The sequence below is a fragment of the Massilia sp. CFBP 13721 genome, assembly GCF_014842025.1.
GTDB lineage: Bacteria > Pseudomonadota > Gammaproteobacteria > Burkholderiales > Burkholderiaceae_D > Telluria.
Genome location: NZ_JACYUY010000003.1, coordinates 48962 through 74080 on the forward strand (window position 1 = coordinate 48962; position 25119 = coordinate 74080).

The following is a 25119-nucleotide window of genomic DNA, read 5'->3' on the forward strand; positions in this document are numbered from 1 at the left end:
CGGAGATGATAAAGATTTGCAAATTATGCCTTGGCCGTTTCTGCAAGGCTCCAGGCTTTCGCCTGCAGCGCTTTGACACGGTCATCATATTTACTGTCGACCAGCTTCATCTCATCGTCGGTCACATCATTAAATTCATTCTTGATCAGTTCACGGGCGCGGTCCGACGACAGGGCCAGGATGGCGCCGAATTCGTCGTAGGCCAGGCCAGCGAAGGCTTCCACCGACTTGATGCCTGCAAGACCGAGCTTGCCGGCAGTCGTGCGGTCCATGCCTTCGAGGTTGACCAGTTGCTCTTCCATGCCTTCCAGGCCCTCTTCCGAAGCGATCGCCTCGGTCACCAGGGCGTCACGGGCACGGGTACGCAGCTCGTTCACGGTTTCTTCGTCGAAGGATTCGATTTCCAGCATTTCCGAAATCGGCACGTAGGCGATTTCTTCCAGGCTCGAGAAACCTTCCTCGACGAGGATGTCGGCCACTTCCTGGTCGACGTCCAGTTTTTCCATGAACAGGGTGCGGATCGATGCCGTTTCCTGCGCCACCTTGTTGGCCGATTCCTCGGCCGTCATGATGTTGATCTTCCAGCCGGTCAGTTCCGAGGCCAGGCGCACGTTCTGGCCGGAGCGGCCGATCGCAATCGCCAGGTTCTCTTCGTCGACCACGACGTCCATCGCGTGCTTTTCTTCGTCGACCATGATCGACGACACGTTCGCTGGCGCCAGGGCGCCGATGACGAACTGGGCCGGATCGTCCGACCACAGCACGATGTCGACGCGCTCGCCGCCGAGTTCACCGGTCACGGCCTGCACGCGCGAACCGCGCATGCCGACGCAGGTACCGATCGGGTCGATGCGCTTGTCGCTGGTAAAGACCGCGATCTTGGCGCGCACGCCGGCGTCACGGGCAGCCGATTTGATTTCCAGCAGGCCCTGCTCGATTTCCGGCACTTCCAGTTCGAACAGCTTCATGATGAATTCCGGCGCGGTGCGCGACAGGATCACCTGCGGGCCGCGCATGTTGCGGTCCACGCGCAGGATGTAGGCACGGACGCGGTCGCCGATACGCAGATTCTCTTTCGGGATCATCTGGTCGCGCGGCAGGCGCGCTTCGATCTTGCCCGATTCCACGATCGCGTCGCCGCGTTCCATGCGCTTGATCGTGCCGGTCACCAGCGAATCGCCGCGCTCGAGGAAGTCTTGCAGGATCTGTTCGCGCTCGGCATCACGCACGCGCTGCAGGACGACTTGCTTGGTGTCCTGGGCGAAGCGGCGGCCGAAGTCGACCGATTCCACCGGCTCTTCGATGTACTCGTCGACTTCGATGTCGGCGATCTGTTCTTTTGCTTCGAAATGCAGGATTTCCTGGTCCGGCAGTTGCAGGCCGGCCTCATCGGGCACGACGTGCCAGCGGCGGAAAGTTTCGAACTCGCCGTTGTCGCGATCGATGCTCACGCGAATGTCGACCTCGCCTTCATAGCGTTTTTTGGTGGCCTGGGCCAGGGCGAACTCGAGCGCCCCGAACACCACTTCCTTATCGACGTTTTTTTCGCGCGCAAGCGCATCAACCAATAACAAAATTTCGCGACTCATGCTTTGCGACTCCTAAAATCCACCTGCGGCACCAACCGTGCCTTGTCCAATTCGGCCAGCGTAAATTCCAACAACGCGGGCCCATCCTTACCTTCAAATTCCAGACCGATCTTGTCGCCTTCCGGCGCGACCAGGATGCCCGTATAGGTCTTCCGGTTCGCGGTGCCCGGCATGGCGAGACGCAGCTTCACCGTGCATTCATGGCCGGCGAAGCGCTCGAAATCGGCCAGGGTGCGCACCGGGCGGTCCAGCCCGGGCGACGAAATCTCGAGACGTTCGTAATCGACGTTCTCCACCGTCAGCACGTGCGACAACTGGTGACTCACCTTTGCGCAGTCCTCGACGGTAATCAAGCCCTTCTCTTCCGCGACGGCAGCCGGGAAATCGATAAACACACGCAGCACACCGCGCTCGCCGCGTTCAACATCAACGAGGTCATAGCCGAGGCCACCGACTGTCTTGGCGATCAAATCAAACTGCTGCACGACACTTCTCCAAGGGCGTTAAAACGTTTTACCAAAAAAAAAATGGGCATCTGCCCATCTTTTGTATTTACAACCCAACCAGATGAAAGCACTTGCACCAATTTAATACTGGGAAAGGACTTCGATTAGGCTGCAAATTATAACGTATTCGAGGGCACGCTGCAATCGACATACCATTTTATGGGCTAGCCAACAACGGCTGCGCACGATATTAAAGCGGATATCGAACAGGCCCGAGACTTCACCGTTAACCGTCGCGCACCGTAGGGTGGGCTCTCGAGCCCACGCGTTCGCACCGCATGTAAAACGTTACCGTTGAACCCGGTCACCCCACATGAGGACACGGCGTCATAATTCAAGCGGTGATCCGCATGGGCACAAGTGCCCATGCTACGGTGCACCTGGCTTTTCGACTATTTAGCCCCTGCGGCCGCGACGCGGCAAACCCGGCTCGGCGCCGCGCGAACCATGGCCACCGCCGCGGCGCGCACCGCCGGCGTTGCCGAAGCCGAAGGTCGTCTGCAGCGGATCCGGCTGGCGTGGACGGCTGCTGCCGCCACCACTGCCCGGACGACCCGATGCACCGCCGCCGAAGCCGCCGGCATTGCCGCCGCGGCCCTTGCCGCCGCCGGCACCTGCGCCACGACCGGTTGGCATCTGGCCCTGGCCGCCGCGCGGCGGCACGCCGACGCGCGCCACCGGCGGACCGAATGGGTCGACGTTGCGATTCGCGTCGGCACGGTCGATGCGGTTGCCGTCGGAACGGCGCGGATCGGCCTGCTGCCCGCCCTTGCCTTTCCCCTTGCCATCGCCGGCGGCGCCCTTTTTCTCGATCCCGAACGCGGACATGAAGCTGCGCACGTCGTTTTCTTCCAGCTCTTCCCAACGGCCGCGCTTTAGGCCCGAGGGCAGCGTCATCGCGCCGTAACGGGTACGGATCAGGCGCGAGACGGTGAGTCCCACCGCCTCGAACATGCGGCGCACTTCGCGGTTGCGGCCTTCGCCGATCACCACGCGGTACCACTTGTTGATGCCTTCGCCGCCGCCGTCGGCGATTTTCGTGAAGTTGGCCAGGCCGTCTTCGAGCTCGACGCCGGCCAGCAGCTTCTGGCGCATGCCTTCTTCGAGCTCGCCCAGCGTGCGCACGGCGTATTCGCGGTCGATGTTGTAGCGCGGGTGCATCAGGCGGTTCGCCAGGTCACCCGAAGTCGTGAACAGCAGCAGGCCTTCGGTATTGAAGTCGAGGCGGCCGACGGCCAGCCACTTGCCGGTCTTCATGGTCGGCAGGCGGTCGAACACCGATGGACGGCCTTCCGGATCGTCGTGACTGACGATTTCGCCGGCCGGCTTGTGGTACACCAGCACACGCGGCGGCTTGCTGCTGTTGACACGGCGCTGGATGAGTTTGCCGTTGATGCGCACGGCGTCGGTCGGCAGGATGCGCTGGCCGATGTGGGCAGGCTCACCGTTCACCGATACGCGGCCGGCAACGATCAGGTCTTCCATGTCGCGGCGCGAACCGAGGCCGGCTTCGGCCAGCACCTTGTGCAGCTTCGGCGCGTCGTCGTCCGAGGTCAGGTCGCGGCGCACCGCCTTCGACTGCTGGCCACGGCCGCCGTCGTTGGCATCGAACGCGTCCGAAGTGACGAACGAGAACACGGCGTCGGCGTCATTTGGTTTGCCGCCCGGCTTGCCTTTGCCTCCCTGCTTGCCGCCCTGGCCGCGGCCGCCCTGCTGGGCGCCTGCCTGGGTATTCGGCTGGCCGTTTGGCTGGGCATTGCGTGGCGTGCCCTTGTTGTTCTTGCCTTTGCCCTTGCCTTGGCGCGGTTCGCGGCGCACTTCCGCGTTGGCGGCGCCCTGCTCGGTCGCCGCTGGCTGCGCGTCGGCTGCCTGCGCCTCGGGCGCGGTAGCCAGCACGGCGGCCGGCGCCGGCTGGCGCGCTTCGCGCACGGCGCGCTGTTCGCGCATCTGGCGCGGACCGCGCGGCTTGCGCTGGCCGTCGGCCTTGGTTGGCTCCGGGCGCGACGCATCGGCGGCGGCCATGTTGTCGGTCGTTGGCGCCGCTGCAGGCGTTGCGGCCGGCTGCGGCCAGGTGTCCATTGCCTGGGCCGGCGCTTCGGCTGGCTTGGCCTTCGGTGCGCGCGGTTTGCGCACCGAAACGCGTGCCGGGGCAACGTCGGCAACAGGTGCAGCAACAGGCGCAGGCGCGGCCGCTACAGCAGGCACGGCGGCAGCGTTCGCCGCCGCCTCGGCGGCGATGGCCGCCTTGGTGCGGCGCTTCGGCTTCGCGGCCGGCGCAGTGTCGGCAGCGGCTGCAACAGGAGCGTCAGCGGCAGGCGCAGCGGCGGCAGCCTTGGTGCGGCGTTTCGGTTTGGCCGCCTCGTCCTTGCCCGGTTCGCCAGGCATGGTATCGGTGTCAGTTGGATTCATCGTTCGTATCAATGTTGTTGACCCTGTCCACGCCGAAGGCCGGTTGCGGGTCGTGTATCGGGACTTCAACGGGTGAAGTAACTTGTTCGTCGACGTCCGCAGGCGCGTCCGTCTTATTAAAATTCTGTTGCAGCGCCGCTTCCAGCGCCTCCAGGCTGCGCCCATCCTGGGCGTCGGCAATACTGTCTAACGGAGGCAATTGCCCCAGCGATGCCAGACCCAAGTCGTCGAGAAATTGCTTCGTCGTACCCAGCAGGGCCGGCCGTCCCACCACCTCGCGGTGGCCGACGACGTCGATCCAGCCGCGGTCTTCCAGCATCTTGATCGTCTGCGAGTTCACCGCGACGCCGCGGATTTCCTCGATGTCGCCGCGCGTCACCGGCTGGCGGTAGGCGATGATCGCCAGCGTCTCGAGCGTGGCGCGCGAATACTTCGGCGGCTTTTCCGGCGTGATACGGTCGAGATATGGCTTCATCTCGGGGCGGCTCTGGAAGCGCCAGCCGGAGGCCAGGCTGACGATCTCGATGCCGCGGTCTTGCCAGTCGTGGCGCAATTCTTCGAGCAGCAACTTGATGGTGTCGGTGCCGACGCCAATACCGAGCACGCGCCCGTTGGCGTCGACGTCGGCAAACAGCTTCTTCATGCCGTGCAGCGACATCGGCTCGCGCGCACACAGCAAGGCGGTCTCGAGGACCCGCTTGGCCTCATCAGTCTTCATTCTCGACGTTATTCAGGCTCGCGCCAGGAAACTATCAAACAAATAAGCGTCCAGCGGTGGACGGCTGGCCGGAATGGGCGCAGCGCAGGCCAGTCGCCGACGCGGTTCGCAATGCTGTTCGCGCAGTGCTGCTAACGCATTGCTGCTTAATTAAACAGGAATCAAGGGCCCGCGCTTGGACGCGGCGGGCGGAATAACGGTGGCGGGACAGGACCCACGCACAGGGCTGCACGCGTGCAAGGCGGGCGGCCTACAGATGATTTCCGACGAAACTGATTCGACGAAACGCGGATGTTACACGCGGCCTTGAGATAGGCGCGCCGTGATGGCGATCGACATCGTTTCTTTCAACTGCGGGCCATTGTAACCGATAAAACACAGGAACGGCCATTTGCGCAAGGGCTGCGTGGCCGCTTTGGCTTCAAGCCGACAGTTTTTCCGCCAAAACGGCGGACACCCCAAGGAAAGCCGGATATTCGGCAGTGATCACGTAGGTAGGCACCTGGGCCAGGTAAGAAGCGAACCGGCCCTTCTGTTCGAAGCGCTGGCGGAACGGGGACGCGGCGAAGCGTTCGCCCAGGCGCGGCACGATGCCGCCGCCGATGTACACGCCGCCCTGTGCACCCAGGGTCACGGCCAGGTTGCCGGCGGCGCAGCCGAGCATGCCGCAGAAGACATCGACGACCTGATCCGACAAGGCGCATTCCCCCGCCAGCGCGCGCCGCGAGATTTCCGGCGCGGACAGGTTTTCCGACACCTTGCCCTGCACGTGGGCCAGCGCGCGGTAGATCAGTTCGACGCCCGCGCCCGACAGGAAGCGCTCGGCCGAGACGTGCTCGAACTCGCGCCAGGCGTATTGCAGGATCGCGACTTCGAGTTCGTTTGCCGGGGCAAAGGTAACGTGCCCGCCTTCGCTGTTGAGTGCGGTCCAGTTGCCGCCCGCCGGAATCAGGCCGGAGACGCCCAGGCCGGTACCGGCGCCAAGCAAACCGAGCGGTGCGCCGGCACGGGCGGCGACGCCGCCGACCTGCACCTTGCCGGATTCAGGCAGGTGCGGCAGCGACCGCGCCAGGGCGTAGAAATCGTTGACCACCAACAGCGTCTCCAGGCCAATCTCAAGGCGCACCGCCTCGATCGAGAATTGCCAGTGGTGGTTCGTCATGCGGATCTGGTCGCCATCGACCGGATTGGCGATCGCCACCGCCGCATGGCGCACCGGGCCGGCGGCCTGCACCGCGGGCGAGGCCAGGTAGGTGCGCATGGCGTCGGCAAAGCTCGCATGGTCGCCGCAGGCGAGCACCTGCACCGCCTCGCAGCGCCCCGGCGCCCGCTCGAGCGCAAAGCGCGCATTGGTGCCGCCGACGTCGGCCAGCAGGCGCGCGCTATCGAACGGGCTGGCGTGGGGGGCGAGGTGTGCGGGCAAGGAAGCAGTCATTGCAGAGAATCAGGCTGGGGGAGACCCAAGCTTACTGGATTTCTTTGCGGACTGACAAGCAGATTTTGTAGTTTAGGTACAAGGAAATTGTTGGCCGTCGTGCACCGCAGGTGGGCTCTCCAAGCCCACGCGGTACGACGCGTCCGCAATCCGCGTGTAATTGACTGCCGGGGACCATGCACGGAGGCGAATAGAATGGCGTTTGCGTTACGCAACCGGCGAACCGCGTGGGCTCGGAGAGCCTACCCTACGTGATACAACAGCCGCGCCAAAGACGAAAGTAGTCCTACTACGTCAAGCAGGCCCGGGCGCTACCTGCGGGTCACCTGCAATCCCATGATGCGCATGCCAGGCATCCAGCCCGCCATGCAGCGGCCGTGCCCGGTGAAACCCGTTGGCCAGGAATTGCTTCGCCACCTGCGCCGCCGTGACGTCGTTGGGGCAGCTGCAATACACGACGATGTGCCGGTCCTTGTCCAGCCCGGCCATCAACTGGCCCGGTTCGCAAGTATTGAACAGCAGCGCACCGGGAATGGCGGACTCGAGCGCCTGGGCCGTCACGCTGCGCGCGTCGATGATCAGCGGATCGTGCCCGCCGTCCATCAGCGCCTCCAGTTCGGCGATCGCGATGCGCGGCACCGCCAGGGTGGCGCGGTGGCGGCGCCGTTCGACATATTTATAGACGACGAACAGCGCCAGCACGCTGGCCAGCACCATCAGCGCGGCGCTGCCCATGGTTTCCAGGGCGCCGAGCACACGGTCGACGCTGTCGTGGAAGATCGCGCCAACCGCGATCCCGGTACCGCCCCAGAGCAGCGCGCCGGTGACGGAAAAACCGAGGAAGCTGCGGGTATCGGTGCCGAGCGCGCCGGACATCGGCGCGGCGATGGTGTTAAAGCCGGGAACGAATTTCGAGACCAGCAGCGACTTCGGGCCGTAGCGGCGGAAGCGGTCTTCGGTCTGGTTGACGCAGGAATCGGGCGACAGCGAAATGCGGCACAGCAGGCGCAGCACGCGCTTGCCGTAGAAGCGCCCGGCGCGGAACCAGAAATAGTCGCACACCATGCAGGCGAGCACCACCGCCAGCAGGCACAGCTGCCAGCTGGCGCCGCCCTCGAACGCCATCGCGCCGGCCAGCACCAGCACGGGAAAGGCGGGAATCGGCAGGCCGAACTGCTCCAGCAACACGGTGCCGAAGACGAGGAAGACGCCGTAGTTCTGGATCAGGACAGTGAGCTGGGACATCCCTTCATGGTAGCGGAATTCCGCATCTCCGGCTGGCGGCGCCGATTCCTGTAAGCGCTTCTGTAATTTTTATGCAACGCGTGGAATGGCAGCGAGCAGCGACTGCGTATAAGGGTGCTGCGGATTGCAGTAGAGCGCGTCCGAATCCGCCATCTCGACCACGCTGCCGTGGTGCATCACCATCACCCGGTCGGCGATGTAACGCACCACCGACAAGTCGTGCGAAATGAAAATGTAGCTCAGCTTGTACTCGTCCTGCAGGTCCTGCAGCAGGTTCAACACTTGCGCCTGCACGGAGACGTCGAGCGCCGACACCGATTCGTCGCAGACCAGGATTTCCGGCTTCATCGTCAGGCAGCGCGCAATCGCGATGCGCTGGCGCTGGCCGCCGGAAAACTCGTGCGGATAGCGGCCGAACGCCTGCGCCGGCAAGCCGACCCGTTCCAGCAAGGCATGCACCGATTTGGTGCGTTCGCGGTCGTCACTTCCAATGCCATGGATGCGCATCGGTTCCAGCAGGATCTGTCCGACCGTGAAGCGCGGATTGAGCGAGGCATATGGATTCTGGAAAATGATCTGGATGCGCCGTTTATAGGCCGCGTATTCCCGGTCCGACATGGCGAACAAATCGCGTCCGTCGAAATGCGCGCTGCCGCCGCTGGCGCGGTGCAGGCGTAGCAGGGTCAGGCCGACCGTGGTCTTGCCGGACCCAGATTCGCCGACCACGCCCAAGGTTTTCCCGCGCGGCAGCGTGAACGACACGTCCTTTACCGCGTGAAACGCGCGTTTGCGGAACAAGCCGTCGCGCAGGGTAAAACTCTTGGCCAGGTTATTCACAACCAGCACGTTCTCGTCGTCGGGCGCATAGCCGCGCGTACGCTGCGGCAGCGACGCAAGCGGATCGCTGCGGCCGCTTAAAAAATCGTCGATCACCGGCAGCCGCACCGGGCGGCTATCCAGGGTCGGGCGGCAATGCAAGAGCGCGCGGGTATAGGCGTCGCGCGGCGCGCCGAACACCTGGCCGGCGCTGCCCTCCTCGCGCACTTCGCCATGGCGCATCACGATCACGCGGTCGGCAATCTCTCCCACCAGCCCGAGGTCGTGGGTAATGAACAGCACCGACATGCGGTGCTTCCTTTGCAGGGCCGCGATCAGTTCCATGATCTGCTTCTGGATCGTCACGTCGAGCGCGGTGGTCGGCTCGTCGGCGATCAGCAATTTCGGTTCGCAGGCGATCGCCATCGCGATCATCACGCGCTGCTGCTGGCCGCCGGACATCTGGCTCGGGTAGGCGTCGATCTTGTTGGCCGGATCGGGAATGCCGACCTCTTCCAGCAATGCCAGCGTGCGCGCACGCGCCTGCTTCTTGCCCATGCCCATGTGCAGGCGCAGTACTTCACCGATCTGGAAGCCGACCGTGAACACCGGATTCAGCGACGACATCGGCTCCTGGAAAATCATCGCGATGTCCTTGCCGCACAGCTGGCGGCGCTCGGCCACGGACAGCTGCAACAGCTCGCGCCCGTTAAACAGCACGCTCGAACCCGGATCGACGATGGTCGTCTCCGCCGGCAGCAGCCCCATCACGGCCAGCGAACTGACCGACTTGCCGCTGCCCGATTCCCCCACCAGCGCCACGGTGGCGTTGCGCGGCACGTCGAAGGAAATGCCCTTGATCGCTTCGACCGTATTCTTCTTGTCGACGCGAAAGGCAATGCGCAGGTCGCGTACCTGCAGCAGCATCGTCGGTTCCATACTCATCGCTGGCTCACTTTAATTTCGGGTCGAGCGCATCGCGCAGCGCATCGGTGAACAGCGAGAACGCCGTCACCAGCAGCGCCATCGCGCCGGCCGCGGCCGCCAGCTGCCACCATTTACCGAGAATCAGCTCGTTCTGCGCCTCGTTCAGCATGCTGCCCCAGGACACGGTCCCCACCGGCACCCCGAAGCCGAGGAAGGACAAAATGACTTCGGCCTTGATGAAGCCGACGACCAGGATCGACAGCTGCACCAGCGCCACGTGCGAGACGTTCGGGAAAATGTGCGAGAACATCTTGCGCCAGCTGGAGGCGCCAATCGCATCGGCCGCCATCACGTATTCGCGCGCCTTGTGCTTGATGTATTCGGCGCGGATCAGGCGGTAGGGGCCGGTCCAGCCGGTCAGGCCGAGGATCAGCACGATCGTCGTCACGCCCTTTTGCTGGAGCACGGCGGCAACCGTCAAGATCATCAGGATCGATGGAATTGAGGTAAAAATGCTGTAGAACCAGTTGAACAGGTCGTCGACGACGCCGCCGAAAAAGCCGGAGACGGCGCCGAACAAGGTGCCGAGCGCAACCGCGACGAAGGCCGCGACCAGCCCCACCACGATCGAGGTCTCGCCGCCCTTGATGGTTTTACTGAGCACGTCATGCCCCCATTTATCGGCGCCGAAGGGCAGCGTCAGCGCTTTCGCGCGCGGCGGATGGGTGGCTTGCACCTCAGCCTTCAACTGCGCGAGTTCCTCCGCCAGCGGGTCGAAGGCATTCGGCGGCGGCGGCGCCTGCGGGCGCGCCAGTGCATCCGTGGCGGCGTCAGGCCCGACAAAACCCGGCGGCGCGTAATTCACCGCCACCTCCTCTTCCCAGTCGCTGGCGACCAGCCCGGCGCCCGACAACACCAGCATCAGCAGGAAAGCGCCGACCACGGCCAGCGCCGCCATCGCGACGCGGTCGGCGCGCAGGCGGCGCCAGGCGAGCGTCCACAGGCCGGGCGAGACGGCGTGTTCCATCACGGCCGCCCTCATTTGAGTTGCACGCGCGGATCGACCGCGCCATACAGCAGGTCGGCCAACAGGTTGAAGACCATGGTCGCGGCCGCGACATACACGGTGATCGCTTTGATCACCGGAAAATCGCTGCGCTCCACCGCCAGGATGACTTCGCGTCCGATACCGGGAATCCCGAAAAAGCGCTCCAGCAAGAACGCGCCGATCAGCAGCGCCGGCAGGTTCGCCATCACGTGGGTGATGATCGGGATCGCGGCATTCCGCAGCACGTGTACCCAGACGATGCGGCGTTCGCTCAAGCCCTTGGCGCGCGCGGTGCGCACGTAATCCTGGTGCACTTCGTCGAGCACGAAACTGCGGTACAGGCGCAGCGTCGGCGCGATCGAGACCGCCAGGCCGATGATGATCGGCAGCAGCGCATAACGCAGCAGGTTGTCGCCGAGGCTGTTGCCCCAGCCCTGCACCGGAAACAGGCCCAGCTTGTAGGCGAAAAAGTACTGGAACACGATGATGTAGACCAGGATCGAGATCGACATGCCGACCGTGCAGGCCACCATCACGGCGCGGTCGGTGAGCGAGCCGCGCACGAAGGCGATGCCGAGGGCCAGCGCGATGCCGAACAAGGTTTCGAGGATGGTCAGGGGCACCAGCACCGTCAGCGAGGGTCCGAGCCGGCTGGCGATGATGTGCGACACCGGTTCGCCCGTGCTCCAGGCGTTGCCGAAGTCAAACGTGAGGATCTGCTGGACGAAGATCCACAGCTGCACGTGATACGGCTGGTCGATGCCGAGCTGGGCGCGGATGTTGGCGATCGCCGCCTCGTCCGCCATCTTGCCGGCCAGCAGATAGGACGGGTCGCCGCCGACCCAGTTGAACAGCACGAAGACGAGCAAGATGACGCCCGCCATGGTTGGCAGCATCTGCCAGAGTCGGCGCAATATGTAAGCCAGCATACTTTTACCAAACGCGCCCTGCGCACCCGGCCGTATCCAAAAGGCGTAACCATACCCTGAATCGGTCGCCCCCGGCGACTTCGATCTGCTGCACCGCAGCAACGCCTGCGCATGCCCGATACCGCTGAGCTGTCAATCGCCACACGTTTCAAATGTCAAAGTGTTGTTTCCATGTCATGCATATCCACGTTACCTTGACGTTGCTTTCGCTACATGTTTTTATAAATACGCCGAAATGAACCGACTACATTTCGACTCAGGACAAACGATATCGCATATGCACAGCGCATCCATGGAAAGTCTGAACCAGATTTTTCCGAAAAATAACATGCATATGTTCTATAAAAATTTCCCTTTGGCTATTTCTGGAGTAGAGATGCATAAAAGAACAATGATGTCGCAAGCCGTTTCCATGGCGCTGGCCAGCGCCTTCGCCCTGCCCGCCTTCGCCCAGGTGAGCGGGACGGCGGACGCGCCGATCGCCCGTGTCGAAGTGACCGGCTCGAGTATCAAGCGCGCCAGCGCCGAAACCGCCTCGCCGGTCCAGGTCGTCACCCGCGAAGACCTCGTCAAGTCGGGCAAGAGCACCGTCTCCGAATACCTGCAAACCCTGACCGCCGACGGCGCCGGCTCGCTGCCGACCGGCTTCGGCAACGGCTTCGCGGCAGGCTCCACCGCCATCTCGCTGCGCGGCCTCGGCGCCACCTCGACCCTGGTGCTGCTCAACGGCCGCCGCATGGCGCCGTTCGCGCGCGCCGACGATGGCCAGAAGAGCTTTACCGACCTTTCCACCGTGCCGATGGAAGCGGTCGAGCGCATCGAAATCCTCAAGGACGGCGCCTCCTCGACCTATGGCGCCGACGCCATCGCCGGCGTCGTCAACATCATCCTGCGCCGCGATTTCACCGGCCTGGTGCTCAAGGGCGAAGTCGGCCAGTCGCGCTACCACGACGGCGAAATGGCCAAGGGATCGATCACCTGGGGCGTGGGCACGCTCGACCAGGAAGGCTACAATGTCCTGCTCAACATCGAGTCGTATTCGAACCGCGAGCTGATGAACAAGGACCGCGCCGGACGCGACTGGATCGGCGCCGGCGACATCCGCCCATGGGGCTATCCGCAGAACACCCAGTTCGCCGCCGGCTTCATCACCCCAGGCGCCTCGAGCGCGACCCCGACCGGCGCGCTGCGCAATCCGGTGACGGGCAACTACGTCTCGCTGCCGGGCTGCTCGGCACTGTCGACCACGACCGCGCAAGACCCGGCCGGCGGCTGCCTCTGGTACGCCGACCAGTTCCGCTCGATGCAGCCCGAGATCAGCGGCATCAACCTCTACACCCGCTTCGGCAAGCGCCTCGGCGGCGGCCACGAACTGTATGCCGAAGCCGGCTACTCGCGCCGCGACACCGAGTTCACGCTGATCCCGCCATCGGTCTCGCCGACGGTCGCCTTCCCGCCGAACGCCCAGTTCCCGACCGGCGTCATCAACTACGGCTCTGGCGCCAACGCCATCGTGCTGGCCGCCAACCACCCGCAAAACCCCTACGGCGTGCCGGTCAACCTGCGCTATTCGGCCTTCGACGTCGGCCCCTCGACCCGTTCGGCCGACAATGCCTTCATGCGCGCCGTGGTCGGCGTCAAGGGACAGATGTATGGCTGGGATTACGACACGGCCTACGTGCACTCGCGCTCGACGCTCGACCTCGACTACAGCAACATGCTGGTCATGCCGGCCCTGGCCGCTGCGCTCGGCAACCCGGCCAGCCCGCTGTTCCCCTACTACATCGGCAACCAGGCCGGCCGCAATCCGGCTTCGCTGTACGCGGCGATCGCGCGCAGCGCCACCTCGCACTCGACCACGCGCCTGGACATCCTCGACTTCAAGGCCTCGCGCGAACTGATGCAGCTGCCGGGCGGCGCCCTGGGCGTGGCCTTCGGCGCCGAATACCGCCGCGAGAAACTCGACAATCCTTCCCTGTCGGGCACCGAGAACGGTTCGATCAACGCCTCCTACGTGGCGGCGCAGGGCGACCAGGACATCAAGGCGGTGTTCGTCGAAGTCGCTGCGCCCGTTTTGAAAGGGGTCGAAGTCAATGGCGCGCTGCGCTATGACCGCTACGAGAACTTCTCGTCGACCACGCCGAAGGTCGGCGTGAAATGGACCCCGGTCCAGAGCTTCGCGCTGCGTGGCACCTATTCGGAAGGCTTCCGCGCACCGGGACCGGCCGAATCGGGCCCGGCCAGCCAGAGCACCGGCACCGCCAACGCGCGCGACCCGATCCGCTGCCCGGGTGGCACCCCGGCCCCCGGCGGCGCCACCCTGGCCGATTGCGCGGTTGCGGTCGGCGCTGTGAAAGTCGGCAATCCCGCGCTGCAGCCGGAAACCTCGAAAGGCGTGACCCTGGGCGTGGTCTGGGATCCGCTGCCGGGCACCAGCATCGCGCTCGACGGCTGGCGCATCAAGCGCAGCAACGAGATCAACCCGATGCCGTACAACGAAGCGGCGGCGCTGCCGGACGCGATCCGCGCCGACAACAACCTGGTCGTGAACGGCGTCGTGCAGCCCAATACGGGCAGCCTGCTGCTGTCGAAAGCGCCCTACCGCAATTCCAGCTTCACCGAGGTCAAGGGTGTCGACCTGGACTTGCGCCAGCGCATCCGCCTGGGCGACTACGGCCGCGCCACGCTCGGCCTGACCTGGACCCACATCTCCTCCTGGGAACGGGCCGAATCCGCCACCGTGCGCTACCAGTACGCCGGCACCCACGGCAACTGCGACACCTCGAACTGCGCGGGTACGCCGAAGAACAAGATCAGCGCGGTCGCCTCGTGGGACCGCGACGCCCTGAGCTTGAGCGCGACGGCCAACTGGCGTAGCGAGATGAAAAACGTCGCCTTTGACGGCGACCTGTGCGCCTCGCGCTTCGCCAACGGCGCCGACGCCCCGAACGGCTGCCGCCTCGGCTCGTTCGCCACGCTCGACCTGTCGGCGCGCTACAACGTGACCAGCCACCTGCAACTGTTCGCGTCGATCAACAACGTGCTCGACAAGGTGGCGCCGCTCGACCCGCTGACCTACGGCGGCCTCAGCTACAACCCGATGGACGCCAGCGGCGCCATCGGCCGCTACTTCAAGGTGGGGGCACGGTATCAGTACTAAGCAGTACTAAGCGGTAACCTGAACCCGGCTTCGGCCGGGTTTTTTATTGGGTTCGCCCCAAACGCACGCGCATCCTGCCGTTCTCAGGCGCTGCGGTACGCGACGGTACGACCGTGTGGGCTCAGAGCGGTTCGCCGCCCGGCCCACCCTACGTTACACAGCAGCCAACGATACAGTGATGACAGTAGCGCACCGTAGGGTGGGCTCTCCGAGCCCACGCGGTCCGGCATATGCCGGTTGAAACGCCGGACAAAGTCCATGCCGGTTTTTATTCCTCGCGCAACCGGCGCTGGCGCACCGCCGCTGCCAGGCCCTCGAGCACGCCGACGCTGGTTTCCCAGTCGATGCAGCCATCGGTCACCGACTGCCCATACGCCAGTTCCTTGCCCGGCACCAGGTCCTGGCGCCCGGCCAGCAAATGCGATTCGACCATCACGCCGACGATGCGCTCGTCGCCGCCGGCAATCTGGCGCGCGATGTCGGCGCACACCGGCACCTGGTTTTCCGGCTTTTTCGAACTGTTGGCATGCGAGGCGTCGATCATCAGGCGCGAGGCCAGGCCGAGGCCGGCGACCTGCTTGCAGGCCTCGTCGACGCTGGCGGCATCGTAGTTCGGCGCCTTGCCGCCGCGCAGGATGACATGGCAATCCTCGTTGCCGGCGGTCGAGACGATCGCCGAGTGGCCGCCCTTGGTCACCGACAGGAAATGGTGCGGCTGCGAAGCGGCCTTGATCGCTTCCACTGCGATCTTGATGTTGCCGTCGGTGCCGTTCTTGAAGCCGACCGGACAGGACAGGCCGGAAGCCAGTTCGCGGTGCACCTGCGATTCGGTAGTCCGGGCCCCGATCGCGCCCCAGCTGATCAGGTCGGCGATGTACTGCGGGCTGATCACGTCGAGGAATTCCGTGCCGGCCGGCAGCCCCATCTCATTGACGTCGCGCAGCAGCTCGCGCGCCATGCGTAGGCCGTCGTTGATGCGGAAGCTGTTGTCCATGTAGGGATCGTTGATCATGCCCTTCCAGCCGACGGTGGTGCGCGGCTTTTCGAAATACACGCGCATCACGATCTCGAGTTCGCCGGCAAAGCGGCGCCGCTGTTCGACCAGGCGCCGCGCGTATTCCATCGCCGCCTTCGGGTCGTGGATCGAACACGGTCCGATCACCACCATCAGGCGGTCGTCCTGGCCATGCAGGATGCGGTGCAGGGCCACGCGCGCGGCGGATGCGGTTTCCTCGGCCGCCGGCGTCACCGGAAACTCGCGGATCAGGTGCGAGGGCGGCGTCAGTTCCTTCATTTCGCGGATGCGTAAATCGTCGGTGCGAGGCATGCGGTTACTCCGTTCGTTTGTCTGGTCTGCAAATGAAAAAACCGCCATCGCTGGCGGTTTCGTGTGTTCGGTCTGGTCGCTTGTCGCGTGTCCCTGCCGCTACTCCACCGCCTGAAGGCTGGAATGGCTAAACCAAAAATAAAAGGTAAAGAAGGCAGCGTGGCGCATGGAGGTTCCCAGAAAGGTTGAAATGACTATAACCCCTGGCTATGAATATTGGCAAGGAATTTGTCGCAGTGCGTCATTGGCGGCTTGCACCTGCGATTGCAGACAAGTGGTTGCGTGAAACCGACAGCTTTTTGCACACTCCGATCACCATTGAGAGATATCAGACAAGGTGTTGCCGTCAATGCAAAAGTCACCTCAAGCCCCCGTCCGGCCAGCACGTTTCCTTGCATTGGATCAGTTTCTCCAGAGCTGATGCTTGAGGAAAGGCCATGCAAGGCCAACCACGGCCACGCGGACCGGGATCTCCATCTCTCTGGGAGTTCGGAAATGAACGAAACCTTGTTATCCCGATCCGTGCGGCGCCTGTTCGCGGGCGGCGGCGCGATCGGCCTGGTCTTGCTGGCGCCGCCGCCGGCGGCTGCCCAGGAGGCGGCCGAGCGGCCGGTGGCGCGCGTGGTCGTCACCGGCAGTAACATCCGCCGTGCCGAAGCCGAAACCGCTTCGTCGGTGCTGACCGTCAACCGCGCCGACATCGAGCGCTCCGGCAAGAACACCGTCTCCGAACTGCTGCAAACGCTGGCGGTGGACAACCAGGGCTCGGTGCCGACCAGCTTCGGCAACGGCTTCGCCGCCGGCGCCTCGGGCATCTCGCTGCGCGGGCTCGGCACCGCCTCGACCCTGGTGCTGCTCAACGGCCGGCGCATGGCTTCCTATGGCCTGGCCGACGACGGCCAGAAAGTGTTTGCCGACCTGAACGTGATCCCGACCGACGCGGTCGAACGCGTCGAGATCCTGAAGGACGGCGCCTCCGCCATTTATGGTTCCGACGCGATCGCCGGCGTGGTCAACATCATCCTGCGGCGCGACTTCAAGGGCACCACCGTGCGCGGGCTGCTCGGCATCAGCAAGGAATGGGATGGCGAGGAGCAGAACTTCGCCATCACCCACGGCATTGGCGACCTCGAGACCGACGGCTACAACGCGCTGTTCAATTTCGAGTTCAAGCGCAGCAACGACATCTGGCTGCGCGACCGCGCCGACCGCCGCTACATCGGCCGCATCGACCTGCGCAACTGGGGCTACTCGGCGCAGGAGGCGCTGGGCGGCACCGGGGCGATTACCGGCAACAACGCCGCCGGTAGCGCCATCAACGGCAACGTGCGCAACCCGGTCACGAACGACTATTTCAACCGCGGCAGCCTCAACCCGGCGAGCGGCTTCACCCAGACCTTTCCCGGCGCGGCCTGTTCCAACTTCACCAGCCACCCGCAGGGCGACCCCGGCGGCGGCTGCCTGATCGACTCGACCCTGGTCTACAACCAGATGCAGCCCGAGCAGGAGAACTACAGCCTGTTCGGACGCGGCACCTGGAAGCTCCCGGCGGAGATGGAAGCCTACACGGAGTGGAACCTGTATTCGAGCAAGACGTCCACATCGACCACGCCGAATACCGTCAGCGCCAACGTCGGCTTTCCCGGCGGCCCGGTCAGCAACGCCGGCGTCCAGCTCGGCGCGGCCCACCCCGACAACCCGTATTTCGGCACGCCCGCGCGCCTGCGCTACCTGGCCGGCGACGTCGGTCCGCGCCAGTCGAACATCGATTCCTTCTTCATCCGCGCCCTGGCCGGCGTACGCGGCACCGTGGCGGGCTGGGAATTCGACACCTCGTTGCTGTTCTCGCGCAGCAACGTGACCAACGAACGCTACGGCTACCTGCAGCGCGACGTCACCTTCGCCATGCTCGACCCGACAGCGGCCAACATCGCGGCGGCGCTGGCCACCAGTCCCGCCTATGCGGCGCTGCCGCCCGGCACCGTCTGGCGCATCGGCGAGAACGCCGGCCTCAACAGTCCAGGGGTGTACGCGGCGATCGCACCGAAGATCGGCAGCGATGCCCATACCAAGATCGTCCAGGGCGACGTCAAGGCCACCCGCGAATTCGGCAAACTGGCCGGCGGCGCCATCGGGGTCGCGGTCGGCGCCGAATGGCGGCGCGAGGAGACCGAGCTGAACCCCACCACCGGCACCGAACGCGGCAACGTGATCGGCCTCGGCTATTCGGCCTACAGCGGCGCGCGCAACGTGTTCGCGCTGTATGGCGAAGCGCTGGCGCCGGTGTTGCCCGGCCTCGAGGTCACCGGCGCGCTGCGCTGGGACCATTTCACCGACGTGGGCGATTCGTACACGCCCAAAGTCGGCGTCAAGTGGCAGCCCTCGCGCCAATTGGCCCTGCGCGGCACCTTCGCCAGGGGTTTCCGCGCGCCCAGCGCGGCCGAAAACGGCGTCGGCGGCCTGGCGGCCTTCTCCACCGCCGAGGACCCGCTGCGCTGCGCCCTGGGTGTACAAATCGCCTGCGACCCCGGCCCGATCGCGGTCATCACTTCGCCCAATCCGGGGCTGTCGCCGGAACGCTCGAAGAGCTACAACTTCGGCATCATCTGGGATCCGCTGCCGCGCACCAGCATCTCGATCGACTTCTGGCAAATCAAGCGCAAGAACGAGATCAACCAGGAACTGACCGACGTCGCCATTGCCAACGGCCAGGTGGCGCGCGACCCGAGCACGGCGCAGGTGGGCGTCCCCGGCGACCCGGGCGCGATCACCGCGGTGGTGGCGAACTACGTCAACTCGGCCTCGACAAAGGTACGCGGCATCGACGTCGACGCGCGCTATACGCTGCGCCTGCCCGAGGGCTACGGCAACCTGCTGCTCGACGGTAAATGGACCTACCTCGACAAGTGGCTGCGTACCGAGCGCGACGGCAGCGAACGCGACTTCGCCGGCACCCACGGCAATTGCGACGTCACCAACTGCATTGGCACCCCGGACCACCGCGTCAACCTGCGCGCTTCCTGGGACCGCGGCGACTGGCGCGTGTCGCTCAACGCCAACTACCGTGGCCCGATCGACAACGTGCTGTTCAAGGGCGACCCGGATGGCTGCGCCAGCCACTTCGCCAACGGGCAGGATGCGCCAAGCGGTTGCGAACTGGCCTCGTTCACGACCTTCGACCTGGTGGCGCGCTGGAAGCCGCGCCCCAACTGGGAAGTGTTCGGCACGATCGATAACCTGTTCGACAAGGTGGCCCCGCTCGATCCGTTGACCTACGGCGCCCAGGCCTATAACCCGCTCGACTATGCGGGCGCGGTCGGACGCACCTTCAGCCTGGGGGCGCGCTACACGTTCTGACGCAGGAACGGCCACGTCCGGCGCCGCATGGCCGGACGTGGCTTGCCGCTTTTCCGCGCAGCGCATGCGCGCCTGACGACGCCATCGCTTCGACTACTTCACCGCCTCGCGCCTGCGCGCCCGGGCAAGAACATACAACCCGATTTCAGGAGCCGACATGAACGAAACCATCTTGTCCCGTACGGTGCGCCGGCTGTTCGGCGGCCTTGCCGCAGGGCTGGGCCTGCTGGCCTGCCAGCTCGCCGCCGCACAGGACACCCCCGCGCAGGACACGGGCGGCCAGCCGATCCAGCGCGTCGAAGTGACGGGCTCCTCGATCAAGCGCATCGCGTCGGAAGCCTCGCTGCCGATCACCACCATCCGCGCCGCCGACTTCGCCAAGCAGGGCTTGACCACGGCCCAGGATGTGCTCAACACGATCCCGATGAACCAGACCCAGACGGTCAGCTCGTCCGCAGTCGGCTCCGGCACCGGCGGGCGCTCGAGCGCCGACCTGCGCGGCCTGGGCGGCGACAAGACGCTGGTGCTGCTCAACGGCCGGCGCCTGGCGAACCACCCGTATTTCGCCGACACGGTCGACCTGAACATCATTCCGATCGCCGCCCTCGAACGGGTGGAGGTGCTGCGCGACGGCGCCTCGGCCATCTACGGCACCGACGCCATCGGCGGCGTCATCAACTTCATCACCCGCCGTTCGGTGAAGGGCAATGCCCTCACCGTCGAAGGCTACGAGCCGCTGCGGCGCGGCGGCGGCAGCGAGCAGCGCATCAACATCTCGGGCGGCCTGGGCGACCTCGGCACGGACGGCTACAGCATGTTCGGCGTGCTCGACTACCACCAGCAAAGCACCCTGCGCGCGACCGACCGAGGCTTCTCGCGCACCGGCGTGCGTCCCGAGCGCGGCATGAACGAGATCAGCCGCACCACCTTCCCGGCCAACTTCTTTTCCGATCTCGGCATCGCCGGCAATCCGTATTTCGCCAGCGGCTGCAGCGCAACGGGAACGTCGCCCGATACCGCCCCGGCCAGCGACGACCCGGTCTGCGAATTCGACTACACCCAGTACGTCGACAACATCCCGAAAACACGCCAGTACAGCGCGATGGGCAAGTTCAACCGCCAGCTCACCCCCGAGCACCTGGCCAGCATCGAATTCGTGTTCGGCCGCAACACCACCGAATCGCGCGTCGCGCCGCCGCCGCTGTCGAACATCGGCGTGACCATGACCGGCGCCAGCCCCTACTACCCGGGCGCGGGCATTGTCCCCGCCTTCCCCGGCCTCACCGGCGAAAACCTCGACATCAGCTGGCGCCCCACCGAAACCGGCGGACGCATCAACATGGACAGCAGCAGCACGGTGCGCGTGCTGGCCAGCCTCGAAGGCACGCTGGCCGGCTGGGACTACAACGCCGGGATCTCGCATTCGCTCGGGCGCGCACGCAGCATCTTCGATGCCGGCTACGTCATCGACCAGCGCGTCATCGACGGCGTCGGCGCCGGGATCCTGAATCCCTTCGGCCCGCAAAGCCCGGCCGGCGCCGCCTACCTGCAGGATTCCCTGCTGCTGGGCGAGTACCTGCATGCGCGCATCAACAGCAGCGCCATCGATGCGCGCGCCAGCCGCGAGCTGATGACGCTGCCGGCCGGCCCGCTCGGCTTCGCCATCGGCGCAGAATTCCGGCGCGACCGCGCCAAGTACTTCGTCAACCGCGCGCTGGCCTCGCAGGCATCGAGCTCGGGCTCGGCCGACGCCCAGGACCAGTCGGGCCAGCGCAGCATCGGCGCCGTGTTCAGCGAACTCAACGTGCCGGTCATCAAGGACCTGGAACTGAACTTCGCGGCGCGCTACGACCACTACAGCGACGTCGGCGGCAGCTTCAACCCGAAAGTCTCGCTGCGCTACCAGCCGGCTCGCGAACTGCTGGTGCGCGGTTCGTTCAACAAGGGCTTCCGCGCGCCGACGCTGTTCGACCTGTTCGGCCCGCAAACCACGACCAACAGTTCCGACACCTACAACGACCCGGTGCTGTGCCCGGGCGGCACGGCGATCCCGGGCGCCAACCCGAACATCGTCTGCGAACAGCAGCAGAACATCCGCGGCGGCGGCAACCCCAACCTCGAGCCGGAGCGCTCGCGTACCTGGAGCGCCGGCATCGTGCTCGAGCCGCTGCCTTCGCTGACGGTGTCGGCCGACTGGTGGGACATCAAGCTGAAAGACCAGATCTCCGCCCTGGCCGAGCAGACCATCTTCGCCAACTTCGAGCGCTACCGCGACCTGTTCGTCTACAACGCCGCCGGCAACCGCCTGGACTACGTGCTCGACATCACCAGCAACCTGGGCGAAGTGCGCACCCGCGGTCTTGACCTGTCGCTGCTGTACCGCCTGCCGCGCAATCCCTTCGGCAACCTCAGCCTCTCGCTCGACGGCACCTACGTCAACAAGTACGACTACCAGAACGAACGCGGCGGCGCCTTTACCCAGAACGCCGGCCGCTATGCCGACGCCACCCCGGTGTTCCGCTGGCGCCACAACCTGCTGCTGACCCTGGTGAAAGGCGACTACACCTTCAACCTGTCGAACCGTTACATGTCGCACTACGTCGACCAGAACACCTCGGTCGCCCCCGAGTTCGCCAACAACGTCGATCACTACTCGACCTGGGCGCTGTCCACCACATTTACGGGCAACAAGATGTTCGAACTGACGGCCGGCATCAAGAACCTGTTCGACGAAGAGCCGCCCTTCACCAACCAGGTCACCAACTTCCAGCTGGGCTACGATGCGCGCTACGCCGATCCGCTCGGCAGGACGGTGTATGCAAGGCTGACCTACAAGTTCTAATCGAAGGGATGTAGGGTGGACAGCTCTGCCGTCCACGCGTTCAACGCACGTATGAATCCGCGAATTCGGTAGGGTGGGCCGGGCCGCGTAGGACCCCCGGGCCCACGCGGACGCATGCGTCACGCCAATGTAACGCGTGGGCACAGGGGCGCCCACCCTACGTCAAGCACATACGTATCAATGGACCAAAAAAATGCCCGGCAGCGCCGGGCATTCGTTCATTGCAGCAGCACGCTTTACGCCGTGCCGCCTACGGTCACGCCATCGATACGCAGCGTCGGCTGTCCCACACCGACCGGCACGCTCTGCCCTTCCTTGCCGCACACGCCCACGCCCGAATCGAGCGCCATGTCGTTGCCGATCATCGAGATGCGGTTCATGACTTCCGGGCCGTTGCCGATCAGGGTCGCACCCTTTACCGGATAGGTGATCTTGCCGTCTTCGATCATGTAGGCTTCGCTGGCCGAGAACACGAACTTGCCGTTGGTGATGTCGACCTGGCCGCCGCCGAAGTTGACCGCGTACAGGCCGTTCTTGACCGAGGCCAGGATCTCGGCCGGGTCCTTGTCGCCGGCCAGCATGTAGGTATTCGTCATGCGCGGCATCGGCAGGTGGGCGAACGACTCGCGCCGGGCATTGCCGGTGATCGGCATCTTCATCAGGCGCGCGTTCATCGTGTCCTGGATATAGCCGCGCAGGATGCCGTCCTCGATCAGCGTCGTGCACTGGGTCGGATTGCCCTCGTCGTCCATGTTCAGCGAACCGCGGCGGTCCTGCAGCGTGCCGTCGTCGACCACGGTGACACCCTTGGCCGCGACGCGCTGGCCGATCATGCCGGCATACGAGGACGAGCCCTTGCGGTTGAAGTCGCCTTCCAGGCCGTGACCGACCGCTTCGTGCAGCAGCACGCCGGGCCAGCCTGGTCCGAGCACGATCGTCATCGGGCCGGCCGGGGCCGGACGCGCTTCCAGGTTCACCAGCGCCGATTTCACCGCTTCGTCGGCGTAGCGCTCGAGGATCTCGTCGTCGAAATAGCCGTAGTCGAAACGCCCGCCGCCGCCCGAGGAACCGGTTTCGCGGCGGCCGTTCTGTTCGGCGATGACGGTGACCGACACGCGCACCAGCGGGCGGATATCGGCGGCCAGCACGCCATCGCTGCGCACCACCAGCACCACGTCGTATTCGCCGGCCAGGCCCGCCATCACCTGCACCACGCGCGGGTCCTTGGCGCGCGCCATCTTTTCGACGCGTTCGAGCAAACGCACCTTGGCGGTGGCGTCGAGCGAAGCGAGCGGGTCGCGCGGCAGATAGAGCGAGCGCCCGCCGGTCGGCGTCGTCACGCCCGCGACTTTCACGCGGCCGGCGCCGGCGCGTGCGATCGTGCGCGTCGCGGCGGCGGCATCCAGCAGCGCGGATTCGGAAATTTCGTCGGAATAGGCAAAGGCCGTCTTCTCACCCGAGATGGCGCGCACACCCACGCCCTGGTCGATCGAGAAGCTGCCGGTCTTGACGATGCCCTCTTCCAGGCTCCAGCCCTCGCTCTTGGTGAACTGGAAGTACAGGTCGGCATAGTCGACCTTGTGGGTGAACATCGTGCCCAGCGTGCGCAGCAACTTGCCTTCGTCCAGGCCAAACGGCGTCAGTAGCACGTCGCGCGCGACGGCCAGGGAGGAGAGGTTCGGTTCGAATGGGGTCATTTTGCGTGTGGGTCTCGTGTGGATGCGGGCATTGTGCCATATCTATACGGATCGTACCGGTGCGAACGCGGGTGTTGGCGCAAGGTGGTATGAATGTGCACGCTATGCGAATCCGATCGCGCCGGAGGCAGTCGCGTACCGTAGGGTGGGCACTCGTGCCCACGCGTACGTGCGGATGCATGCCGCAACATTTGCGAAGAGTGATGACCACGGTGTGCGAGCCGGTTCGCTTCCGATCACCGTGCGGTATGCCGGGACACGAACGCGTGGGCTCGGGAGCCCACCCTACGTTACCTCAGCGCTCCGGGCTTCTTTATAATTTCCGGTGCTTTAGCGCCGGCAGGCTTTCCCTTACCGACGCCAGGAAACCCGGATCGAGCTCACCCGACACCACGCCCTCCCCTTCGCGCAACACGTCTTTCACTTCACCCCACGGATCGACCAGCATGCTGTGCCCGAAGGTACGCCGCCCGTTCGCATGGGTCCCGCCCTGGGCCGAGGCCAGCACGTAGCACTGGTTCTCGATCGCGCGCGCCCGCAACAGCACTTCCCAGTGCGCGCTGCCGGTGGTGTGGGTAAAGGCCGCAGGCACCACGATCAGCGCGCATTCGCCCATCGCCCGGTAGAGCTCGGGAAAGCGCAGGTCGTAGCAGACCGACAGGCCGACGCGCCCGAACGGGGCCTGGAAGCTGCCCACCGCTTCGCCCGGCACGATGGTGCGCGCCTCGTCGTAGGATTCGCTGCCCTTGTTGAAGCCGAACAAGTGGATCTTGTCGTAGCGCCCGACCGCGGCGCCTTGTGGGTCGTAGACCAGGGTGGTGTTGAGCACCTTGCCCGATTCGTGCGAACGCAGCGGCAGCGTGCCGCCGATCAGCCAGATGGCGTGCAGTCGAGCGAGTTCGGCCATGCAATCCTGGATCGGGCCGGCGCCTTCCGGCTCGGCCTGGCGTACCTTGTCGGTGTCGCTCATGCCCATGATCGGCCAGTATTCGGGCAGGGCCACGAGGGTGGCGCCGGTGGCGGCGGCTTCGGCCACCAGGCGGCGCGCGCTGGCGAGATTCTGGTCGACGTCGGGGGTGGACACCATCTGGACTGCGGCGACGCGGGTCATGGG

15 protein-coding genes are annotated in these 25119 nt (G+C 65.1%); 3 read left to right on the forward strand and 12 right to left on the reverse strand.

Annotated features, from left to right (window positions below; genetic code table 11):
• Window positions 1-23: 23 nt before the first annotated feature.
• The 9 genes from nusA to IFT60_RS03460 form a co-directional block, all read right to left on the reverse strand.
• Window positions 24-1589, reverse strand: coding sequence for a transcription termination factor NusA (gene nusA, locus IFT60_RS03420; protein WP_192049532.1), 1566 nt, complete (start codon window positions 1587-1589; stop codon window positions 24-26).
• A complete protein-coding gene (gene rimP / locus IFT60_RS03425) occupies window positions 1586-2074 on the reverse strand; it encodes a ribosome maturation factor RimP (protein ID WP_192049533.1) in 489 nt (162 codons plus the stop codon). Before rimP ends, nusA begins: the two co-directional genes overlap by 4 nt.
• Window positions 2075-2491: 417 nt before the next feature.
• The gene (rluB, locus tag IFT60_RS03430) at window positions 2492-4504 is read right to left on the reverse strand and encodes a 23S rRNA pseudouridine(2605) synthase RluB (protein ID WP_192049534.1); all 2013 of its coding nucleotides are present in this window, start codon (window positions 4502-4504) and stop codon (window positions 2492-2494) included.
• The gene (gene scpB, locus IFT60_RS03435) at window positions 4491-5222 is read right to left on the reverse strand and encodes an SMC-Scp complex subunit ScpB (protein WP_192049535.1); all 732 of its coding nucleotides are present in this window, start codon (window positions 5220-5222) and stop codon (window positions 4491-4493) included. The genes rluB and scpB overlap by 14 nt, the downstream gene beginning before the upstream one ends.
• Window positions 5223-5643: 421 nt before the next feature.
• On the reverse strand, window positions 5644-6657 hold the full coding sequence (locus IFT60_RS03440) for a glucokinase (RefSeq protein WP_192049536.1): 1014 nt from the start codon (window positions 6655-6657) through the stop codon (window positions 5644-5646).
• A 294-nt stretch (window positions 6658-6951) separates the two neighbouring features.
• Complete coding sequence (locus IFT60_RS03445; protein WP_192049537.1) at window positions 6952-7902, reverse strand: DedA family protein/thiosulfate sulfurtransferase GlpE; 951 nt, start codon at window positions 7900-7902, stop codon at window positions 6952-6954.
• Window positions 7903-7971: 69 nt separating this feature from the next.
• Window positions 7972-9663 carry an ABC transporter ATP-binding protein gene (locus IFT60_RS03450; protein ID WP_374000387.1) on the reverse strand — a complete coding sequence of 564 codons (1692 nt, stop codon included), beginning with the start codon at window positions 9661-9663 and terminating at the stop codon, window positions 7972-7974.
• Between the two features lie 7 nt (window positions 9664-9670).
• Window positions 9671-10672: an ABC transporter permease gene (locus IFT60_RS03455; RefSeq protein ID WP_229510684.1), complete on the reverse strand. Its 1002-nt coding sequence runs from the start codon at window positions 10670-10672 to the stop codon at window positions 9671-9673.
• 11 nt (window positions 10673-10683) lie between these two features.
• Window positions 10684-11622, reverse strand: coding sequence for an ABC transporter permease (locus IFT60_RS03460; protein ID WP_192049539.1), 939 nt, complete (start codon window positions 11620-11622; stop codon window positions 10684-10686).
• 376 nt (window positions 11623-11998) lie between these two features.
• Here IFT60_RS03460 and IFT60_RS03465 point away from each other — a divergent pair, with 376 nt between their 5' ends.
• The gene (locus IFT60_RS03465; RefSeq protein WP_229510669.1) at window positions 11999-14782 is read left to right on the forward strand and encodes a TonB-dependent receptor; all 2784 of its coding nucleotides are present in this window, start codon (window positions 11999-12001) and stop codon (window positions 14780-14782) included.
• 268 nt (window positions 14783-15050) lie between these two features.
• Here the strand turns inward: IFT60_RS03465 and aroG are convergent, their stop codons facing one another.
• Window positions 15051-16109, reverse strand: coding sequence for a 3-deoxy-7-phosphoheptulonate synthase AroG (gene aroG, locus IFT60_RS03470; RefSeq protein WP_192049541.1), 1059 nt, complete (start codon window positions 16107-16109; stop codon window positions 15051-15053).
• Window positions 16110-16604: 495 nt separating this feature from the next.
• Here aroG and IFT60_RS03475 point away from each other — a divergent pair, with 495 nt between their 5' ends.
• Together IFT60_RS03475 and IFT60_RS03480 are read left to right on the forward strand one after the other, a co-directional pair.
• Entirely contained in the window at window positions 16605-19466 is a 2862-nt protein-coding gene (locus IFT60_RS03475; RefSeq protein WP_192049543.1) for a TonB-dependent receptor, read from the forward strand.
• A gap of 157 nt (window positions 19467-19623) precedes the next feature.
• Entirely contained in the window at window positions 19624-22308 is a 2685-nt protein-coding gene (locus IFT60_RS03480) for a TonB-dependent receptor (protein WP_192049545.1), read from the forward strand.
• Window positions 22309-22544: 236 nt separating this feature from the next.
• Here the strand turns inward: IFT60_RS03480 and tldD are convergent, their stop codons facing one another.
• Together tldD and IFT60_RS03490 are read right to left on the reverse strand one after the other, a co-directional pair.
• A complete protein-coding gene (gene tldD, locus IFT60_RS03485; protein ID WP_192049548.1) occupies window positions 22545-24005 on the reverse strand; it encodes a metalloprotease TldD in 1461 nt (486 codons plus the stop codon).
• Window positions 24006-24318: 313 nt separating this feature from the next.
• Window positions 24319-25116, reverse strand: a complete 798-nt coding sequence (locus tag IFT60_RS03490; RefSeq protein WP_192049550.1) for a carbon-nitrogen hydrolase family protein — start codon at window positions 25114-25116, stop codon at window positions 24319-24321.
• Window positions 25117-25119: the final 3 nt, after the last annotated feature.

Coding starts and splice junctions, on each gene's coding strand:
- nusA (WP_192049532.1), bottom strand. CDS start 1,589: ATGAGTCGCGAAATTTTGTTATTGGTTGATGCGCTTGCGCGCGAAAAA.
- rluB (WP_192049534.1), bottom strand. CDS start 4,504: ATGAATCCAACTGACACCGATACCATGCCTGGCGAACCGGGCAAGGAC.
- scpB (WP_192049535.1), bottom strand. CDS start 5,222: ATGAAGACTGATGAGGCCAAGCGGGTCCTCGAGACCGCCTTGCTGTGT.
- IFT60_RS03440 (WP_192049536.1), bottom strand. CDS start 6,657: ATGACTGCTTCCTTGCCCGCACACCTCGCCCCCCACGCCAGCCCGTTC.
- IFT60_RS03445 (WP_192049537.1), bottom strand. CDS start 7,902: ATGTCCCAGCTCACTGTCCTGATCCAGAACTACGGCGTCTTCCTCGTC.
- IFT60_RS03450 (WP_374000387.1), bottom strand. CDS start 9,663: ATGAGTATGGAACCGACGATGCTGCTGCAGGTACGCGACCTGCGCATT.
- IFT60_RS03455 (WP_229510684.1), bottom strand. CDS start 10,672: ATGGAACACGCCGTCTCGCCCGGCCTGTGGACGCTCGCCTGGCGCCGC.
- IFT60_RS03460 (WP_192049539.1), bottom strand. CDS start 11,622: ATGCTGGCTTACATATTGCGCCGACTCTGGCAGATGCTGCCAACCATG.
- IFT60_RS03465 (WP_229510669.1), top strand. CDS start 11,999: ATGCATAAAAGAACAATGATGTCGCAAGCCGTTTCCATGGCGCTGGCC.
- aroG (WP_192049541.1), bottom strand. CDS start 16,109: ATGCCTCGCACCGACGATTTACGCATCCGCGAAATGAAGGAACTGACG.
- IFT60_RS03475 (WP_192049543.1), top strand. CDS start 16,605: ATGAACGAAACCTTGTTATCCCGATCCGTGCGGCGCCTGTTCGCGGGC.
- IFT60_RS03480 (WP_192049545.1), top strand. CDS start 19,624: ATGAACGAAACCATCTTGTCCCGTACGGTGCGCCGGCTGTTCGGCGGC.
- tldD (WP_192049548.1), bottom strand. CDS start 24,005: ATGACCCCATTCGAACCGAACCTCTCCTCCCTGGCCGTCGCGCGCGAC.
- IFT60_RS03490 (WP_192049550.1), bottom strand. CDS start 25,116: ATGACCCGCGTCGCCGCAGTCCAGATGGTGTCCACCCCCGACGTCGAC.